17 protein-coding genes are annotated in these 15,136 nt (G+C 69.7%); 8 read left to right on the top strand and 9 right to left on the bottom strand.

From position 1 onward, the window contains the following. Position 1: 1 nt before the first annotated feature. From sufD to ACH4E7_RS13665, 3 genes are read right to left on the bottom strand one after another with little or no spacing between them, the layout of a single operon-like run. A complete protein-coding gene (sufD, locus tag ACH4E7_RS13675; RefSeq protein WP_396249225.1) occupies positions 2 to 1,231 on the bottom strand; it encodes a Fe-S cluster assembly protein SufD in 1,230 nt (409 codons plus the stop codon). A 58-nt stretch (positions 1,232 to 1,289) separates the two neighbouring features. Further along, positions 1,290 to 2,705 carry a Fe-S cluster assembly protein SufB gene (gene sufB, locus ACH4E7_RS13670; protein ID WP_396249224.1) on the bottom strand — a complete coding sequence of 472 codons (1,416 nt, stop codon included), beginning with the start codon at positions 2,703 to 2,705 and terminating at the stop codon, positions 1,290 to 1,292. Positions 2,706 to 2,714: 9 nt separating this feature from the next. Beyond that, positions 2,715 to 3,557, bottom strand: coding sequence for a helix-turn-helix transcriptional regulator (locus tag ACH4E7_RS13665; protein ID WP_396249375.1), 843 nt, complete (start codon positions 3,555 to 3,557; stop codon positions 2,715 to 2,717). A 164-nt stretch (positions 3,558 to 3,721) separates the two neighbouring features. Here ACH4E7_RS13665 and ACH4E7_RS13660 point away from each other — a divergent pair, with 164 nt between their 5' ends. Then, complete coding sequence (locus ACH4E7_RS13660) at positions 3,722 to 4,648, top strand: ABC transporter ATP-binding protein (protein ID WP_396249223.1); 927 nt, start codon at positions 3,722 to 3,724, stop codon at positions 4,646 to 4,648. Between the two features lie 47 nt (positions 4,649 to 4,695). Then, positions 4,696 to 5,415: an ABC transporter permease gene (locus tag ACH4E7_RS13655; RefSeq protein ID WP_396249374.1), complete on the top strand. Its 720-nt coding sequence runs from the start codon at positions 4,696 to 4,698 to the stop codon at positions 5,413 to 5,415. 73 nt (positions 5,416 to 5,488) lie between these two features. Here ACH4E7_RS13655 and ACH4E7_RS13650 read toward each other — a convergent pair whose 3' ends face one another. Next, positions 5,489 to 6,199, bottom strand: coding sequence for an LAETG motif-containing sortase-dependent surface protein (locus ACH4E7_RS13650; RefSeq protein ID WP_396249222.1), 711 nt, complete (start codon positions 6,197 to 6,199; stop codon positions 5,489 to 5,491). A 431-nt stretch (positions 6,200 to 6,630) separates the two neighbouring features. On the opposite strand from ACH4E7_RS13650, the gene ACH4E7_RS13645 reads away from it, so the two are divergent. Next, the gene (locus ACH4E7_RS13645) at positions 6,631 to 7,605 is read left to right on the top strand and encodes a heme A synthase (protein ID WP_396249221.1); all 975 of its coding nucleotides are present in this window, start codon (positions 6,631 to 6,633) and stop codon (positions 7,603 to 7,605) included. Between the two features lie 179 nt (positions 7,606 to 7,784). Here ACH4E7_RS13645 and ACH4E7_RS13640 read toward each other — a convergent pair whose 3' ends face one another. From ACH4E7_RS13640 to ACH4E7_RS13620, 5 genes are all read right to left on the bottom strand, one after another. Next, a complete protein-coding gene (locus tag ACH4E7_RS13640) occupies positions 7,785 to 8,981 on the bottom strand; it encodes an enoyl-[acyl-carrier-protein] reductase FabV (RefSeq protein WP_396249373.1) in 1,197 nt (398 codons plus the stop codon). A 2-nt stretch (positions 8,982 to 8,983) separates the two neighbouring features. Further along, positions 8,984 to 9,253 carry a phosphopantetheine-binding protein gene (locus ACH4E7_RS13635; RefSeq protein WP_396249220.1) on the bottom strand — a complete coding sequence of 90 codons (270 nt, stop codon included), beginning with the start codon at positions 9,251 to 9,253 and terminating at the stop codon, positions 8,984 to 8,986. Between the two features lie 367 nt (positions 9,254 to 9,620). Further along, a complete protein-coding gene (locus ACH4E7_RS13630) occupies positions 9,621 to 10,064 on the bottom strand; it encodes an NUDIX hydrolase (protein ID WP_396249219.1) in 444 nt (147 codons plus the stop codon). Further along, entirely contained in the window at positions 10,057 to 10,647 is a 591-nt protein-coding gene (locus ACH4E7_RS13625; protein WP_396249218.1) for an HD family hydrolase, read from the bottom strand. Before ACH4E7_RS13625 ends, ACH4E7_RS13630 begins: the two co-directional genes overlap by 8 nt. A 12-nt stretch (positions 10,648 to 10,659) precedes the next feature. Then, positions 10,660 to 11,823 carry a helix-turn-helix domain-containing protein gene (locus tag ACH4E7_RS13620; protein WP_396249217.1) on the bottom strand — a complete coding sequence of 388 codons (1,164 nt, stop codon included), beginning with the start codon at positions 11,821 to 11,823 and terminating at the stop codon, positions 10,660 to 10,662. Positions 11,824 to 12,092: 269 nt separating this feature from the next. Between ACH4E7_RS13620 and ACH4E7_RS13615 the strand changes: the two genes are divergently transcribed. The 5 genes from ACH4E7_RS13615 (at position 12,093) to tgmC (ending at position 15,088) form a co-directional block, all read left to right on the top strand. Next, complete coding sequence (locus ACH4E7_RS13615) at positions 12,093 to 12,488, top strand: ATP-binding protein (RefSeq protein ID WP_396249216.1); 396 nt, start codon at positions 12,093 to 12,095, stop codon at positions 12,486 to 12,488. Beyond that, positions 12,485 to 12,640 carry a hypothetical protein gene (locus tag ACH4E7_RS13610; RefSeq protein WP_396249215.1) on the top strand — a complete coding sequence of 52 codons (156 nt, stop codon included), beginning with the start codon at positions 12,485 to 12,487 and terminating at the stop codon, positions 12,638 to 12,640. The genes ACH4E7_RS13615 and ACH4E7_RS13610 overlap by 4 nt, the downstream gene beginning before the upstream one ends. Positions 12,641 to 12,717: 77 nt before the next feature. After that, the gene (gene tgmA / locus ACH4E7_RS13605; RefSeq protein ID WP_396249214.1) at positions 12,718 to 12,984 is read left to right on the top strand and encodes a putative ATP-grasp-modified RiPP; all 267 of its coding nucleotides are present in this window, start codon (positions 12,718 to 12,720) and stop codon (positions 12,982 to 12,984) included. Beyond that, positions 12,984 to 13,949 carry an ATP-grasp ribosomal peptide maturase gene (gene tgmB, locus ACH4E7_RS13600; RefSeq protein ID WP_396249213.1) on the top strand — a complete coding sequence of 322 codons (966 nt, stop codon included), beginning with the start codon at positions 12,984 to 12,986 and terminating at the stop codon, positions 13,947 to 13,949. The genes tgmA and tgmB overlap by 1 nt, the downstream gene beginning before the upstream one ends. Then, positions 13,946 to 15,088: an ATP-grasp peptide maturase system methyltransferase gene (gene tgmC / locus ACH4E7_RS13595; protein WP_396249212.1), complete on the top strand. Its 1,143-nt coding sequence runs from the start codon at positions 13,946 to 13,948 to the stop codon at positions 15,086 to 15,088. The genes tgmB and tgmC overlap by 4 nt, the downstream gene beginning before the upstream one ends. Positions 15,089 to 15,136: the final 48 nt, after the last annotated feature.

Here is a 15,136-nt window from a genome sequence, read left to right as displayed (position 1 = left end):
GTCAGACCGCCGCTTCCAGCTCGGCCTCGATCTTCTCCATGAGCTGCTCCTGCACCTCGGCCACGCCGATCTGCTGCAGCAGCTCGGCGAAGAAGCCGCGGACCACCAGGCGGCGGGCCTCGTCGGCCGGGATGCCGCGAGCCATCAGGTAGAACAGCTGCTCGTCGTCGAAGCGGCCGGTCGCGGAGGCGTGGCCGGCGCCGACGATCTCGCCGGTCTCGATCTCCAGGTTCGGGATCGAGTCGACCCGGGCGCCATCGGTGAGCACCAGGTTGCGGTTGAGCTCGTAGGTGTCGGTACCGAGCGCGGCGGCGCGGATCAGCACGTCGCCGACCCAGACCGCGTGGGCGTCCTGGCCCTGCAGCGCGCCCTTGTACGCCACGTTCGACCGGCAGTGCGGCTTGTCGTGGTCGATGATCAGGCGGTGCTCCAGGTGCTGGCCGGCGTCGGCGAAGTACAGGCCGAACAGCTCGGCCTCGCCGCCGGGGCCGGCGTAGTTGACCCGCGGGTGCAGGCGGACCAGGTCACCGCCGAAGGTGACGACCACGGACTTGAACGAGGCGTCCCGGCCGACCAGCGCGTTGTGCTGCGCGGCGTGCACGGCGTCCCGGTCCCAGTCCTGGACGGAGACGAAGGTGAGCTTGGCGCCGTCGCCGACCAGCAGCTCGACGTTGGCGGCCCGGGTGCCGGTGCCCACGTGGTTCAGCACCACGACGGCCTCGGCGAACGGCTTGACGTCGATCACCACGTGGGCGAAGCGGACCCCGCCCTCGGCGCGCACGTCGATCCTGACCGGCTCGGTCAGCACCGCGTCCTTGGGGACGGTGACCACGAGCGCCTGCTCGAAGGCGCTGAAGGCCTGCGCGGCGACCCGGTCGACCGGCTTGCCGGCCTTTCCCAGGCGGGCGTCGTCCCGGCCGACGGTCTCGGCGGTGACGCCGTCCGGCAGCATGAACTCGACCTTGTCCTCGCCCCGCTCGGCGGCGGCCGCGGTCCCGTCGTGCAGCCCGCCGAGGCGGTGCAGCGGGGTGAACCGCCAGTCCTCCTCGCGGCCGTGCGGCACTGGGAAGTCGTTCACGTCGTAGGAGGGCTTGACCGCGACGCGCGCGTCGATCGGCTGCTGGACCGCGGTCCGGCCGGTGCCGGGGCCGGCGAGCTGCGCGCCCGCGCCGGCGGTGCCGACCTCGATCGAACCGGCGGTGGTGGAGCCGGTGGTGTTCTGCTCAGCCATGGCTGTTCGTTGTGCTCTCTTCCTCAAAAGTCGGATGGGATCGCGGAGCGGCTGAGCGTCAGCCGACCGCGCCCTCCATCTGCAGCTCGATCAGCCGGTTGAGCTCCAGCGCGTACTCCATCGGCAGCTCACGCGCGATCGGCTCGACGAAGCCGCGGACGATCATCGCCATCGCCTCGGTCTCGGTCAGACCGCGGCTCATCAGGTAGAACAGCTGGTCCTCGCTGACCTTGGAGACGGTCGCCTCGTGGCCCATGGACACGTCGTCCTCGCGGACATCCACGTACGGGTAGGTGTCCGAGCGGGAGATCGTGTCGACCAGCAGCGCGTCGCACAGCACGTTGGACTTGGCGCCGTGCGAGCCCTCGCCGATCTCGATCAGACCGCGGTAGGAGGTCCGGCCGCCGCCGCGCGCCACCGACTTGGAGACGATGTGCGAGGAGGTGTTCGGCGCCATGTGCACCATCTTGGCGCCGGCGTCCTGGTGCTGGCCCTCGCCCGCGAAGGCGATCGACAGGGTCTCGCCCTTGGCGTGCTCGCCCATCAGGTAGACGGCCGGGTACTTCATGGTGACCTTGGAGCCGATGTTGCCGTCGACCCACTCCATGGTCGCGCCCTCGTACGCCACGGCGCGCTTGGTGACCAGGTTGTACACGTTGTTCGACCAGTTCTGGATGGTCGTGTAGCGGCAGCGGCCGCCCTTCTTGACGATGATCTCCACGACCGCCGAGTGCAGCGAGTCGGAGGAGTAGATCGGCGCGGTGCAGCCCTCGACGTAGTGGACGTAGGCGTCCTCGTCGACGATGATCAGCGTCCGCTCGAACTGGCCCATGTTCTCGGTGTTGATCCGGAAGTAGGCCTGCAGCGGGATGTCGACGTGCACGCCCTTCGGCACGTAGATGAACGAGCCGCCGGACCACACGGCCGTGTTCAGCGCGGCGAACTTGTTGTCGCCGGCCGGGATGACGGTGCCGAAGTACTCCTTGAAGATCTCCGGGTGCTCGCGGAGCGCGGTGTCGGTGTCCAGGAAGATGACGCCCTGCTCCTCCAGGTCCTCGCGGATCTGGTGGTAGACGACCTCGGACTCGTACTGGGCGGCGACACCGGCGACCAGGCGCTGCTTCTCCGCCTCCGGGATGCCCAGCTTGTCGTAGGTGGCCTTGATGTCCGCCGGCAGGTCCTCCCAGGACTCGGCCTGCTTCTCGGTGGAGCGGACGAAGTACTTGATGTTGTCGAAGTCGATGCCGGAGAGGTCGGAACCCCAGGTCGGCATGGGCTTCTTGCCGAACAGCTTCAGGCCCTTGAGACGCAGGTTCAGCATCCACTCGGACTCGTTCTTCTTCGCCGAGATGTCGCGGACGACGTCCTCGCTGAGCCCGCGCTTGGCCGCGGCACCGGCGGTGTCCGGGTCGGCCCAGCCGTACTCGTAATTGCCCAGGCCCTCGAGCTCGGGGTGCGAAACGGTGTCAGTCATGCGAGCTTCCTAACGCGCGGACGCTGAATCTTCGGTGGACGTACCGGCAGTCGGCACTGCATCGGAGCCGCGGCCCGCCGGGGGCTGGGCAGGCGACGATGCGGCACCGGGTGCCGGCACATAGGTGGTGCAGACCCCGTCGCCGTGGGCGATGGTGGCCAGCCGTTGCACATGGGTGCCCAGGAGCTGGGAGAAGACCTCGGTCTCCGCCTCGCAGAGCTGCGGGAACTGCTCGGCGATGTGCGCGACCGGGCAGTGGTGCTGGCAGAGCTGGGCGCCCGCCGGGGCCTTGGCCGCGGCCGACGGGACACGCCGCACCGTGGCAGCGTACCCGTCCGCACTCAGCGCCTGGGCCAGGGCCTCCGGGCGCTCCTGCGCCTCGGCCCGGGCCAGGGTCTCCTGGTACTTCTCGCCCTGCCTGCCGAACCGGGCGCGGGCGAAGGCGGCGACCGCCTCCTCGCCCGCCTTGCCGCCGCCCACCGCGTCCGAGATCCAGCGCAGCGCGTCGGCCGCGAGCTGGTCGTAGGCCTGGTAGAAGGCGTCCCGGCCGCCGTCGGTGAGGGCGAAGACCTTGGCCGGACGGCCGCGGCCCCGGCTGCCGTAGACCCGCTGCTCGCGGGACTCGACCAGGCCGGCGGCGGCCAGTCCGTCGAGGTGGCGGCGGACGGCGGCGGCGGTGAGGCCGAGCCGGTTCGCCAGGTCGGCGGCGGAGGAGGGGCCGTGGTCCAGGATCGAGCGGGCGACCCGGTCGCGGGTGGCGCGGTGGCCCTCCAGCAGCACCTCGGCCGCCGTCACGGGCACGTCACAGTCGGGGGCCGGTTCGGCCTCCCGCTGCGGGGCGTGCTCGCGCATGTTTTTCACAACACCAGTGTTGCGTAATTACTTCCGTCAGGACAAGCCGTGATCCAGGCCTCACCGGTGTCATCTGTCACGCAGGCAAGGCTTACCTGACCTGTGTGAACGATCATCCGGGCTGCCGTCCGGCAGGTCCGTTCGGCCCTCTTACACTCGCCGGTATGCACTCCGAACCCGCGGTCCAGATCGCCGGGCTGGTCAAGCGCTACGGCGACAAGTCGGCCGTGGACGGTCTCGACCTCACCATCGCGACCGGCGCGATCACCGCCGTCCTCGGCCCCAACGGCGCCGGCAAGACCACCACCATCGAGACCTGCGAGGGCTACCGCCGCCCCGACGCCGGCACCGTCCGCGTCCTCGGCCTCGACCCGGTCACCCAGAGCGCGCAGCTGCGCCCCCGGATCGGCGTCATGCTGCAGTCCGGCGGTGTGTACGCGGGCGCGCGCGCCGTCGAGATGCTGCGCCACACCGCCAAGCTGCACGCCCACCCGCTGGACGTGGACGCCCTGGTCGAGCGCCTCGGCCTCGGCTCCTGCGGCCGCACCACCTACCGCCGGCTCTCCGGCGGCCAGCAGCAGCGGCTCGCCCTGGCGATGGCCGTGGTCGGCCGCCCCGAGCTGGTCTTCCTGGACGAGCCCACCGCCGGCCTCGACCCGCAGGCCCGACGCGCCACCTGGGAGCTGGTCCGCGACCTGCGCCGGGACGGCGTCACCGTGGTGGTCACCACCCACCACATGGACGAGGCCGAGCAGCTCGCCGACCGCGTCGCCGTCGTCGACCGCGGCAAGGTGATCGCCCACGACACCACCGAGGAGCTGTGCCGCGGCGGCGCCGAGAACGCCCTGCGCTTCGACGGCCCGCCCGGGCTCGACCTCGGCCCGCTGCTCAAGGAGCTGCCCGCGGGCGCCACCGCCGTCGAGACCACCCCCGGCAGCTACCGCGTCGAGGCGCCGGTGGACCCGCAGCTGGTGGCCACCGTCACCGGCTGGTGCGCGGCCTCCGGCATCCTGCCCGAGCGGCTGTCCGTGCAGCGCCGCAGCCTCGAAGACGTCTTCCTCGACCTGACCGGACGGGAGCTCCGCTCGTGACTTCGACCGACTACTCGCCCAAGCCGGGCGCCGCGCCGGTCGGCAGGATGCTGCTCGCCCAGACCGCCTTCGAGACGAAGATGCTGCTGCGCAACGGTGAGCAGCTGCTGCTCACCGTGGTCATCCCGACCGTGCTGCTGGTGCTCTTCTCCGCCGTCGACATCGTCGCGGTGGAGGGCCCCGGCAAGCGGGTCGACTTCCTGGCGCCCGGCCTGCTCGCGCTCGCCGTGATGTCCACCGCCTTCACCGGGCAGGCCATCGCCACCGGCTTCGAGCGTCGCTACGGCGTGCTCAAGCGGCTCGGCGCCAGCCCGCTGCCCCGCTGGGCGCTGCTGACCGCCAAGACCGGTTGCGTGCTGGTCACCGAGGCGCTGCAGGTCGCCCTGCTGTCGGTGATCGCGCTGGCGCTCGGCTGGTCCCCGCAGGGCAACCCCTTGACCGTCGCCGCGCTGCTGGTCCTCGGCACCGCCGCCTTCTCCGGGCTCGGCCTGCTGATGGCCGGCACCCTGAAGGCCGAGGCCACGCTGGCCGGCGCCAACCTGGTGTTCATCCTGCTGCTGCTCGCGGGCGGGGTGATCGTGCCGCTCAGCAAGTTCCCCGGGGCCGTGCGGTCGGTGCTGGAGCTGCTGCCGATCTCTGCACTCTCGGACGGCCTGCGGTCGGTGCTCCAGCACGGCGCCGGGGTGCCCTGGTCGGACCTGGGCATCCTGGCCGGCTGGTCCGTGCTCGGCCTCGCGGCGGCCGCCCGCTTCTTCCGGTGGGAATAGTCCTCAGCACTCAACGCGCAACGCCCCCGGCCTCAACTGGCCGGGGGCGTTGTCGTTTTGGGCCGACGGCGCGTCAGCCCTGGCTGCCGCCGCGGCGCTTGCGGGCGAGCAGCACGAGCGCGCCGCCGACCAGCAGCACCCCGCCGCCGACCGCCGCGATCATCGGGGTGGCGTCGCTGCTACCGGTCTGGGCGAGCGCCGGGGCACTGGTGGCGGGCGCCGGGGCGGCCGGGGCCTGGCTGGGGGTGGTCGTCTGCGACGGGACTGAAGGGGCCGACGGGGTCGGGGTGGCCGAGGGGGTTCCCGACGGGGTGGTGCTCGGAGTCGGGACCGGGGTCGGCGTCTGGGTGGGGGTGGGGGTGGGGGTGGGGGTCTTGGTGGGAGTCGGAGTCGGAGTCGGAGTCGGTGTGTGGCACGGCTCGATGGTCTTGGTCTCGTTGATGTTCCAGCCCTTCTCGGCCGGGTTCTCCGTGGTGGTGACCACCAGGTTCGCCTTGACCGGGGCGTCGTGGTCCTTCACCGGGAAGGTGCCGTGGAACTCCGCGGGGAAGGCCTTGGCGTCCAGGACCTTCTCGCCGTCGATGGTGAGGCTGACGGTGTTCTTCACGTCAGGCTTGGGGCTGTAGTTGATCAGATCGATGACGACCTTGTCGCAGGTCACCGACCAAGTCGGTACGTGCGCCGAGGCGTTGGTGGCCAGCGCCAAGGGCAGGAGAAAACCGGCCGCCGCCGTGCCGGCGAGTGCCGTCGCACCGATCCGAATGTGCCGCTGCTGTCGCGCCATTACCCTGTTCCCCTCCGAACGGTCTTGCGCAGCAGGCGGGTTGAAGTGGTTCGCGGTGGCCCGCTACGACTGTCCGGGGGACTCTACCGGCACTCCCGCACCTCGCCACACCCCGCCGTGCGACCGGATTTCGCCTGTCGGTCCGTTCCCGGATGTGCTTGACCAGCCCATCACAGCCGCCACCTCGCCGAATGCGGATTCGGCAAACTTGACTGAACTTCGTCACCTTTCAGACTGATCGGCGGCCCCGGCGGTCAAGGTCAGCTCGGAAGGGACCGAAAGAGGTACGGACCGATCCACACCCTTCCGACCAGGCGGATGAATGGTCAAGACCACTGACCGCCTTGCCCGAACCGTCCGCTTTGCGCTCCCGGTCACCCCGCCCGCGCCCCGCCCCAAGATCGCTTGTAAGGCCGCCTACGATTAATGCCGTGCGTACCCCCTTCTCCCTGCTCGCCGAGCGCTGGCAGCCCTCCGCCGCGATGGTCCGGCGCGCCGCGTTCGCCGCGCTGGTGATGAGCGTCGTGATCGTCGTCACCGGCGGCGCCGTCCGGCTCACCGCCTCCGGCCTCGGCTGTACCACTTGGCCCCGCTGCACCGGCGACAGCCTCACGCCCACCCCTGAGATGGGCTTCCACGGCATCGTCGAGTTCACCAACCGGATGCTCACCTACGTGCTGAGCGCCGCCGTCGGCTGGGCGATCCTGGCCGCCCGCTGCCACCGCCCCTGGCGGCGCAGCATGACCAAGCTCGGCTGGGCGCAGTTCTGGCTGGTGATGAGCAACGCCGTGCTCGGCGGCATCACCGTGTTGACCGGTCTCAACCCGTACACCGTCGCGGCGCACATGATCGCCGCGATGGCCCTGGTCTGGGTCGCCCTGCTGATGTGGGAGCGGGCGAAGGAAGGCGACGGCCCGCCGAAGCTCGCGGTAGCCCGACCGATCCACCAGCTCTCCTACGTCCTGGTCACCGTGGTCGGCCTGCTGGTCGCAGCCGGCACCCTGGTGACCGGCGCCGGACACCACCCCGGAACGCCCCAAGACAACAAGATCGTCCCGCGCATCCCGATCGACTACGACAGGTTGGCCCAGTTCCACGCCGACTTCGCCTTCATCTCGGTCGGCCTGACCATCGCGATGATCTTCGTCTTCGCGGCGATCAAGGCCCCGCAGGCGGCCAAGTCCCGCACCAAGGAACTGCTCGCAGTTCTCCTCCTCCAGGGCGTCCTGGGCTTCATCCAGTACTTCACCGACGCCCCCGAGCTCATGGTCGGCCTCCACATGCTCGGCGCCACGCTCACCTGGATCGCCGCCCTCCGTATCCCCCTCGCCCTGCGCACCCGCGAGGCCGAGGAGGCCCCCACCGACGCCCCGGCCCAGCGGACACCTGAGACCGCCAGCCTCTAGCCTCTAAGGCACGCAGAAGGCCCGCATCGCAGGATGCGGGCCTTCTGCATACCCAGCCCCGGGCCTTCCGCAGGCTCCCTCTGAGGTGCGTAGAAGGCCCCCATCACATGGAGCTCGCCATGCTGGTGGCCTTGATCCGCTCACGATCCCGAGCGGACCAGGGCCACCCGCGTTCGTTGCTATCGCTGTTGGGCGGGCCAGGGGACCGACGTCTCAGCTTCGGTGGTGTAGTCGACGCCGGGGACGTCCCAGCCGTACAGCTGACGGAACTGGCTGTAGAACCAGTCGGGACCGGCCGGGTCGGCGGCGAGCGCCCCCGCAGGGTCGGCCCACAGTTCCCGCACCCGCTGCTGCACTGCGGACTCGAGTTCCCAGCCGTCCAGGCGGATGCGGCCCTGCCCGTCCAGCACGAGCGACTTCGCGCCGCTCAGCTGCTCCCACAGGTCCACGGCCTGGTCGGTGGTGGTGTGCCAGCCGTCCTCGCCGAGGACGTTGCGCAGCAGCGAGGTGTAGAGGGCGATGGAGGGGATGGCGGTGGAGGCCTGGGTAACGGCGGCACCGGCGACGACGGTGAACGCCCGGCCCCGGTCGGCCAGCACAGTGGTCTGCAACTGCTCGGCGGTCGCCTCCAGGTGCTCCTTGGCGGCGCCGATGGTGCCCTGGCGGTAGACCGGTGCGGTGATCTCAGAGCCCACGTAGGACAGCGCGGTAGTAGTGAAATCGGGGCCCAGGAGGTTGTTGTCGGCCAGGGCCTGCACCCACAGCCGCCAGTCCTCGCCGCCCATGACCTTCACGGTTGCGGCGTGCTCGGCCTCGTCGGCGGGGGTGAGGTCGATGCTGCCGATCTGGGGGACGCCATCCTCGAAGACGAGGGAGGGTGAGGTGTAGGGGTGGCCGAGCGGCTTGATCACCGAGTGGTGGACCTCGCCGGTGGCCGGGTCGGTGCGCCGGGGCGAGGCGAGGGAGTAGATGAGGTAGTCGACCGCGCCGTACCGGTCGGCCAGGAGCTTGAGGACCTCTGCGCGGGTGGCGTCCGCGTAGGCGTCGGCATTGACGAAGGTGAAGTCGCCGCCGGCCTGCTCGACCAGGCCGGCGGTCGCGGCGGTGCGGTACCAGCCGGCGGTGGCGGTGCGCCGCTCGCTGGCCGGCGTCTCGTAGGCGACGCCGACTCCGCAGATGCCGTGGCGGCGCAGGCCGGCCAGCAGGATCGCCAGGCCGTACCCGGCGCTGGAGCCCAGCACCAGGGCGACCGGGGCCCGCCCGGTGCGGGCGGCGGGGGTGATGGACTCCCACAGCCGGTGCACGGTGGCGTCGCTGCCGGTGGGGTGGGAGTTGACGATCAGGTAGCCCCGTTGCTTGGGGGTGATCTGCTGCATGCTCACGCGGTGGTGCCCTCTCCGGTGGGGTGGCCGTGCCGGGCGAGCAGGTCGTTCAGGTCGCCGATGGTGTGCAGGCGGCCGACCTCCTCGTCCGGGATGACCATGTTCAGGCGCGTCTCCAGGGTGACGACGAGCTCGTGGAGGGCGAGGCTGTCGATCCCGAGATCGTGCTGCAGGTGTGCGTCGTTCGGGATCGTATCGGCGTCGGTGGCCGCCGCCTGCGCCAGAGCGTGACGGAGGATGTGCGCTGTGGTTGTAGGGGTCGTCATTGCGGTGGGTGTCCTTCGTCGGCTACCCGGCCGCCGGGAGGCGCCGGAGCAGATCCTGGATGGGGATGATCGGCAGCCGGACAACCGGCGGCAGGCCGCGCTCGGTTGCGCCAGCGGTTGGACAGCAGACCGCAGGAGTCGCAGAACCCGCCGCAGGTGGTGTTCTGGGGTGAACTCGGCCGACACCTCGCCGTACAGGTCCTTGAGGCCACCGCCGTTGACGATCGTCCGCAGGTACTCGGAGTCGTTGGCGCGTCCGAGGATTGCGCGCAGCGGCTCGGTGAAGACGTTTTTACGTAGAGGCCCCCTCGGGATGGGGGCCTCTACGTAACCCACCTGTTCGCCGCCAGCGGGCGAATCGACATTGTCACAGCAGGTGTCGGCCGTCGTGGGTTCGGATGCTTGGTGCCGTGTCGTCCCGAAGCGCGTCCAGGACACGTACGGCATAGACCTCGGCCATGCGGTCGGAGACCTCGTCCGGTGTGAGCCAGTCGACTTCGACCGACTCGTCCGAGGTCCGCTCCGCCCCGTTCTCCGGTCGACAGCGGAAGACGAGGGCGACGATCCCTCGGCTCACGTTCTTGTAGACGCCGGTCAGCCGCTCCACGCCGACCTTGATCCCGGTCTCCTCGTAGACCTCGCGGCGCACGCCGTCTTCAACGGACTCCGCCAGCTCCAGCACCCCGCCCGGCGGCTCCCACATCCCGTTGTCAGCCCGGCGAATCGCCAGCACCCGGCCGTCCTCGCGCACCACCACCCCCGCGACGGACACCGAGTGAAGAGGCGTGGCCGCCCCGACGCTGTCACCCATGCGCGGAGGACCCGAGATAGACCTTCTGCCACTCCAGCGAGGTCATGGTGAGAGCTGCCTCGGCGAGTTCCCGGGCAGAGTCGGTCTTCAGGCTGCCGAGGCTGCTGTCGATCCAGGGCTGGACGTTCTGGTAGCCCTGCTCCCGGTACTCGACCGCTTGGAGGAGGCATTCGAGCTTGTCGGCGTCGTGCGCGACAACCACCTCCGGGCTCTCACCGTTCTCATACTCCTCGACGACTGCGTTGACCCCGGTTACAACAGCGGGGTGAGCGGCGCTGACCTGGTCGGCAGTTACCCGCTCGTTGGAGGCCGCGGTGAGGTATCGCCGGCCGATGTGCGGGATGTCGCCGATGCGAGTTTCTTGCGTGTCGTGGAAAAGGCACAGCAGGGCGACCCTCGCCGGGTCGGCACCCTCCATCATCGCGAGGACCGCACCAACGACACCGGTACGGAAGGAGTGTTCAGCGATCGTCTCGGGGTCCTTCACCCCGGCGATCCACCAGCCCGACCGTTTCGCCCGCTTGAGCATCCCCGCTTCGAACAGGTATCCCGCAGTGCCCTTCGCCTGCCCGTTCTCTGCCATGGCCGCCCTCTCTCAAACGCGGTAACCGCCTGTCCGGAGACCGTAGTACACGGACTCCAACTTGCGCCGGGACTCGGAAGACAGAGTTCCATCATCGAGCAGAACGCCAACTCTTCCAGCCAATTCCCGTGCCACATAAGGATCGGAGTCGAGCAGGTTCCGGCGAGAGAGGACCAGGGCCCAGACGGAATGAACGTACAAATCGGTGTACTCAACGGCCCGGTCGAGCCGCACGGCGAGTTCCCGTAGGAGCGCCGAGGCGTCCCAGGCTGGTCGGTCACGCTCAGCCATGAAACAGTCATCCGTCTGAGGGCGGCGGTCGAGTCCGAGCCAATGCGCCCAGTAGTTCAGGTTGGCTGCCTCGGCCTGGTCATGGTCGGCGATGGATCTGTTGATGAAGTCCCCCAGCAAAGTCGGGTCGCCCTGACGAGCCAACGCCGCCGCAACCGATCTCGCTTCGGCCCATCGTGGAGACCAGCCATCGACAGTCGCAGTCAACGCACCCCTGCGGCGCAATCCATCAAACCAATTCGCAGCATCCCATTGCCGGTCGTACGAAGCGAGGTACCAGGCTTGTCGACGCAGAAGAGCCGCGTCCGATCCAGCCTGCCCTGCCACATCCGAGGCAGTCCGGACCTTCTGGAAGAACCGTTCTCGCAGCCCGGGTTCGAGTAGAGGCGACGACGCAACCGGCCCACGTCGCGCGACCGGAATCGTCGAGTACGCGGCGACCACTCCGGGGAGGACTCCGCTGACCGCCCAGCCGATCATGTGCGTGGTGTCTCGCGTAAGAACCCATCCTGCGAGCGGGTGTTCACGAAGCCGGGCCCTGATCGGCTCCGCTCTGAGAATCTCGCCCAGGAGGAGGTCAGCGTCCATCGCAGTGGAGAGCATGTCCACCAAGCCCGGCGGGGCACCGAGAATGATCAGCTTGCGGCGCATCGCCACGAGGTTGCCCGCTCTGGTGGACGACAGCGGACGCCGTCCGGACTCCCATCCCTGGAGAGTGCTCTTGTCGACACCAAGCTCCTCCGCCAACTCCTCCTGAGTCCGCGGGATCTGCTCGCGAATGACCTTGAAGAGATAGCCGGCGATGGCACCTTCCGGTTCCCGCTCAGGTGAAGGCCGACTCCCAGTCAGTGTTGTTTCTCGCCTCGTCGGCGATTGCGCAGCCATCGGGACTCCCCCTGGCCTTGATCGGCCGGGTAACTCGTACTGGCGGTCCGTCGGACCGGTGCGTCACGCAGCGTAGCGTCGTAGATGCGACGCGGGGCCGTGATGCGGCTCGGAAATCGTAGTTCCGACGAAGCAGCACGCGGCCCTCGAATGCCCGGATCCTCAGCCGAATTAGGTACTCGACCCCGTTGCCGGTCGGGCCAGTTCACATTGGAGTTGCCATGCCGCATGCGTTGCTGGAGGCTCACGCGCCTCCCTACGCCAGCTCGATGCCGGTCGCCAGCCTGCTGCTGCCCTACCTGCCGGAATCGGTGGCCGCTGCGCGCCGGTTCGTCGTGGCGAAGCTGCGGGAGTGGGGGCGGGACGACCTGGTGGACGACGCCTCGGTGATCGTCAGCGAGCTGGCCACCAACTCCATCAAGACCGGCTGCCAGACGCGCATGGTCGTTGCCGTGCGCCGCCCGACCGACCGCACCGTCCGCATCCTCGTCGGTGACGGTTCCCGCTCGATGCCCGTGATGATCCAGGCCGGGCCCGACGCCACGTCGGGCCGGGGTCTGGCGATGGTCCACCGGCTCACTCACGGCCGCTGGGGCGTCACGGCCCTCCCGTTCGGGAAGGTCGTCCACGCCGACCTCGCCGTTTCCATGCCGACTTCCCGGTGAACTGGCAGCCGCCGGACGACGGTTACGACTCCGACGATGCGCCGCCGTCCGCCCCTGATCCGACACAGGTCTGGGCCGCCTACGGGGTATCCGCCGCTGCCGGGCTGCACGTCGTCGTCGCGGCCCTGGTGTTGATCAATCGCTCCCACTGAACTCCCGCCCGCGCCGCCGGGCCGGCGGCGCGGGCGGGATCACCTCGCACCACCATGAATCAGGAGGCGCAGTACAGATGACAACCGCACCGTGGGGCACCACCCGCATGGGGCCGTACCCCGAGTCCAGCCCGATCCCCGCCCTGACGCCCGTGATCGACCCCGAAACGCAGGTCGCCGTGTTCGTGGACGAGCACGGCCGCACGGTCGAGATGGGCGCGCACGGCACCAGCACCAGCGGACTCACGCCCACCACCACCTCGCCCGGCGACGGGGCCGGGCCGGGCGGGGCCACCGACGCCGACAGCACCGAGTCCTACGACCAGGACCAGAGTTCTGGCTGATGGGCAACCGAAGCGGGTCGGTGCTGGTACTGACCAATCCCCTTGACGTGACAGCGGATGCGGTACTGCGGGTGCTCGCGGAGCGCCGGGTTCCGGTGGTCCGTCTCGATCCCGGCACTGACCTGCACACGGGTGCCTCGCTGACCGCCGCGTACCGCACGGGCGACCAGCGGGGCACCCTGCACACCGCCAGCCGGGAACTCGATCTCTCCGGAGTCCGGTCCGTCTGGGTGCGCCGGGCCTCGCCCTACGAAGGCCCGCCCGACCTGGACGGGCAGGACCGCCGGTTCGCCGCCTCGCAGTGCTTCTGGGGCGCGGGTGGCATCCTCGCGTCACTCCCCGACGCGCACTACGTGAACCACCCGTGGGCCAACCGCGCCGCTGAGCACAAACCGGCGCAGCTTGCCGCCGCGCAGCGCTTCGGGTTCCTGGTCCCCGACACGGTGATCACGGACAACGAGCACGAGGCGCGGGAGTTCGTGACGTCCCACACCGATGGGGCGGTCTACAAGCCGCTCTGGAACACCCCCTACTCGGTCAACGGGCAACCCCACGCCGTGTGGGTGCGTGAGGTGTCCGAGGCCGAAATCACGGCAGCAGTAAGCGTGTGCCCGCACATGTTCCAAGCCAAGGTCGACAAGGCCTTCGACGTACGGGTGACCGCCGTCGGCGACCGCCTGTTCGGTGTCCGGATCGACAGCCCTGATCTCGACTGGCGTCAGCGGCAGGACCGGATGACCTGCACGGCGATCGACATCCCCGAGCCGGTCGCACGTTCGATCGCCGCTTACCTCGGCGAATTCCGCCTGGTGTACGGCGCGTTCGACTTCGCCATGACCTCCGCCGGGGACTGGTACTTCCTTGAGTGCAACCCGAACGGCCAGTGGGCATGGCAGCCGGCCGAGACCACCACGGCGATCGCCCACGCCATCGCCGACCAGCTAGTGAAAGGTTCCGGTACGTGAGCACATCGGATCAGCTCCGCGCCGCCTTGGTCGACGCGTTCACCGGGGATGACAGGATCACCGACCCGGAATGGGAGAGCGCCGCCAGAGCGGTCCCCCGGGAACTGTTCGCAGGGTCGTTCTTCCTGCCGGTCCCGGGAAGCAATCCAACCGCCTACCGGCCCGTGTTCAAGGGCGAGCCCGGCTGGCTGGAGCACGTCTACTCGAACGAGACGCTGATCACCCAACTCGACGGACGGACACGCCCCGAGGACGTGACCGGCGGCACCGCGACCGGGGCCCCGTCCTCGTCGTCCACCCTGCCGTCCCTGGTTCTGCGCATGTGGCACCAGCTCGGCACCGAGGCCGGGCACCGGGTCCTGGAGATCGGAACCGGAACCGGCTACTCGACCGCCCTCGGCGCCCACCGACTCGGCGACTCCAACCTCACCAGCATCGAATACGACCCGAAGGTGGGCGAGGCTGCCGCCGCCGCCATCAAGGCGGCCGGGTACTCCCCGCGGCTGATCATCGGAGACGGGCTGCTCGGCGACCCGGACGGGGATCAGTACGACCGGCTCATCGCCACCTGTTCGGTCCGCTACGTCCCGCTTCCGTGGCTGCACCAGGTGAAGCCCGGCGGCCGGATCCTGGTCACGCTGTCCGGCTGGTCCTTCGGCTTCGGTCTCGCGCTGCTGGTCGTGACCGGCCCCGGAGAAGCCACTGGCCGCTTCCTGCCCGGTTACACCAGTTTCATGATCGCCCGACCCCACGACCGGCCACCCCGCCAAAGCCTGTCGCTGCTACCCGGAGACGAACGCCCGACCCGGATCGACCCCGAGATCATCGGCACCTGGACCGGCAACTGGGTCGCGCAACTCGCAGCGCCCTCGGCCGAGCGGATGGGAGCGGGCGGGCAGCAGATCCTCTGGGACGTGGCCACGGGATCGCAGGCCCGGACCGTGCCCAACCCGGGAGGCGGGTGGACCGTGGTCCAGCGCGGCCCGCTCCGACTCTGGGACCTGGTGGAAAGTGCCGTCGAAGCCTGGCAGGACGCGGGCCAGCCGCACCAGGAAGGCTTTGGGATCACCGTCTCGGGCTCGGGACAACGCGTGTGGATCGGGCGCGAGGACGGGCCGGGCTGGAACCTGCCCATCTGAAGACGACGGCCCGGCTCCCCCACCTGGGGGAGCCGGGCCGTCGCCGTG

This window comes from Kitasatospora sp. NPDC018058 (assembly GCF_044327205.1).
Taxonomy (GTDB): Bacteria; Actinomycetota; Actinomycetes; order Streptomycetales; family Streptomycetaceae; genus Kitasatospora.
The sequence above is the reverse complement of the archived record's forward strand: the minus strand, read 5'-3'. Positions and strand labels throughout refer to the sequence as shown.

Coding starts and splice junctions, on each gene's coding strand:
- sufB (WP_396249224.1), bottom strand. CDS start 2,705: ATGACTGACACCGTTTCGCACCCCGAGCTCGAGGGCCTGGGCAATTAC.
- ACH4E7_RS13630 (WP_396249219.1), bottom strand. CDS start 10,064: ATGGGTGACAGCGTCGGGGCGGCCACGCCTCTTCACTCGGTGTCCGTC.
- ACH4E7_RS13640 (WP_396249373.1), bottom strand. CDS start 8,981: ATGCAGCAGATCACCCCCAAGCAACGGGGCTACCTGATCGTCAACTCC.
- ACH4E7_RS13660 (WP_396249223.1), top strand. CDS start 3,722: ATGCACTCCGAACCCGCGGTCCAGATCGCCGGGCTGGTCAAGCGCTAC.
- ACH4E7_RS13655 (WP_396249374.1), top strand. CDS start 4,696: ATGCTGCTCGCCCAGACCGCCTTCGAGACGAAGATGCTGCTGCGCAAC.
- ACH4E7_RS13650 (WP_396249222.1), bottom strand. CDS start 6,199: ATGGCGCGACAGCAGCGGCACATTCGGATCGGTGCGACGGCACTCGCC.
- ACH4E7_RS13615 (WP_396249216.1), top strand. CDS start 12,093: ATGCCGGTCGCCAGCCTGCTGCTGCCCTACCTGCCGGAATCGGTGGCC.
- sufD (WP_396249225.1), bottom strand. CDS start 1,231: ATGGCTGAGCAGAACACCACCGGCTCCACCACCGCCGGTTCGATCGAG.
- tgmB (WP_396249213.1), top strand. CDS start 12,984: ATGGGCAACCGAAGCGGGTCGGTGCTGGTACTGACCAATCCCCTTGAC.
- ACH4E7_RS13620 (WP_396249217.1), bottom strand. CDS start 11,823: ATGGCTGCGCAATCGCCGACGAGGCGAGAAACAACACTGACTGGGAGT.
- ACH4E7_RS13625 (WP_396249218.1), bottom strand. CDS start 10,647: ATGGCAGAGAACGGGCAGGCGAAGGGCACTGCGGGATACCTGTTCGAA.
- ACH4E7_RS13665 (WP_396249375.1), bottom strand. CDS start 3,557: ATGCGCGAGCACGCCCCGCAGCGGGAGGCCGAACCGGCCCCCGACTGT.
- tgmA (WP_396249214.1), top strand. CDS start 12,718: ATGACAACCGCACCGTGGGGCACCACCCGCATGGGGCCGTACCCCGAG.
- ACH4E7_RS13635 (WP_396249220.1), bottom strand. CDS start 9,253: ATGACGACCCCTACAACCACAGCGCACATCCTCCGTCACGCTCTGGCG.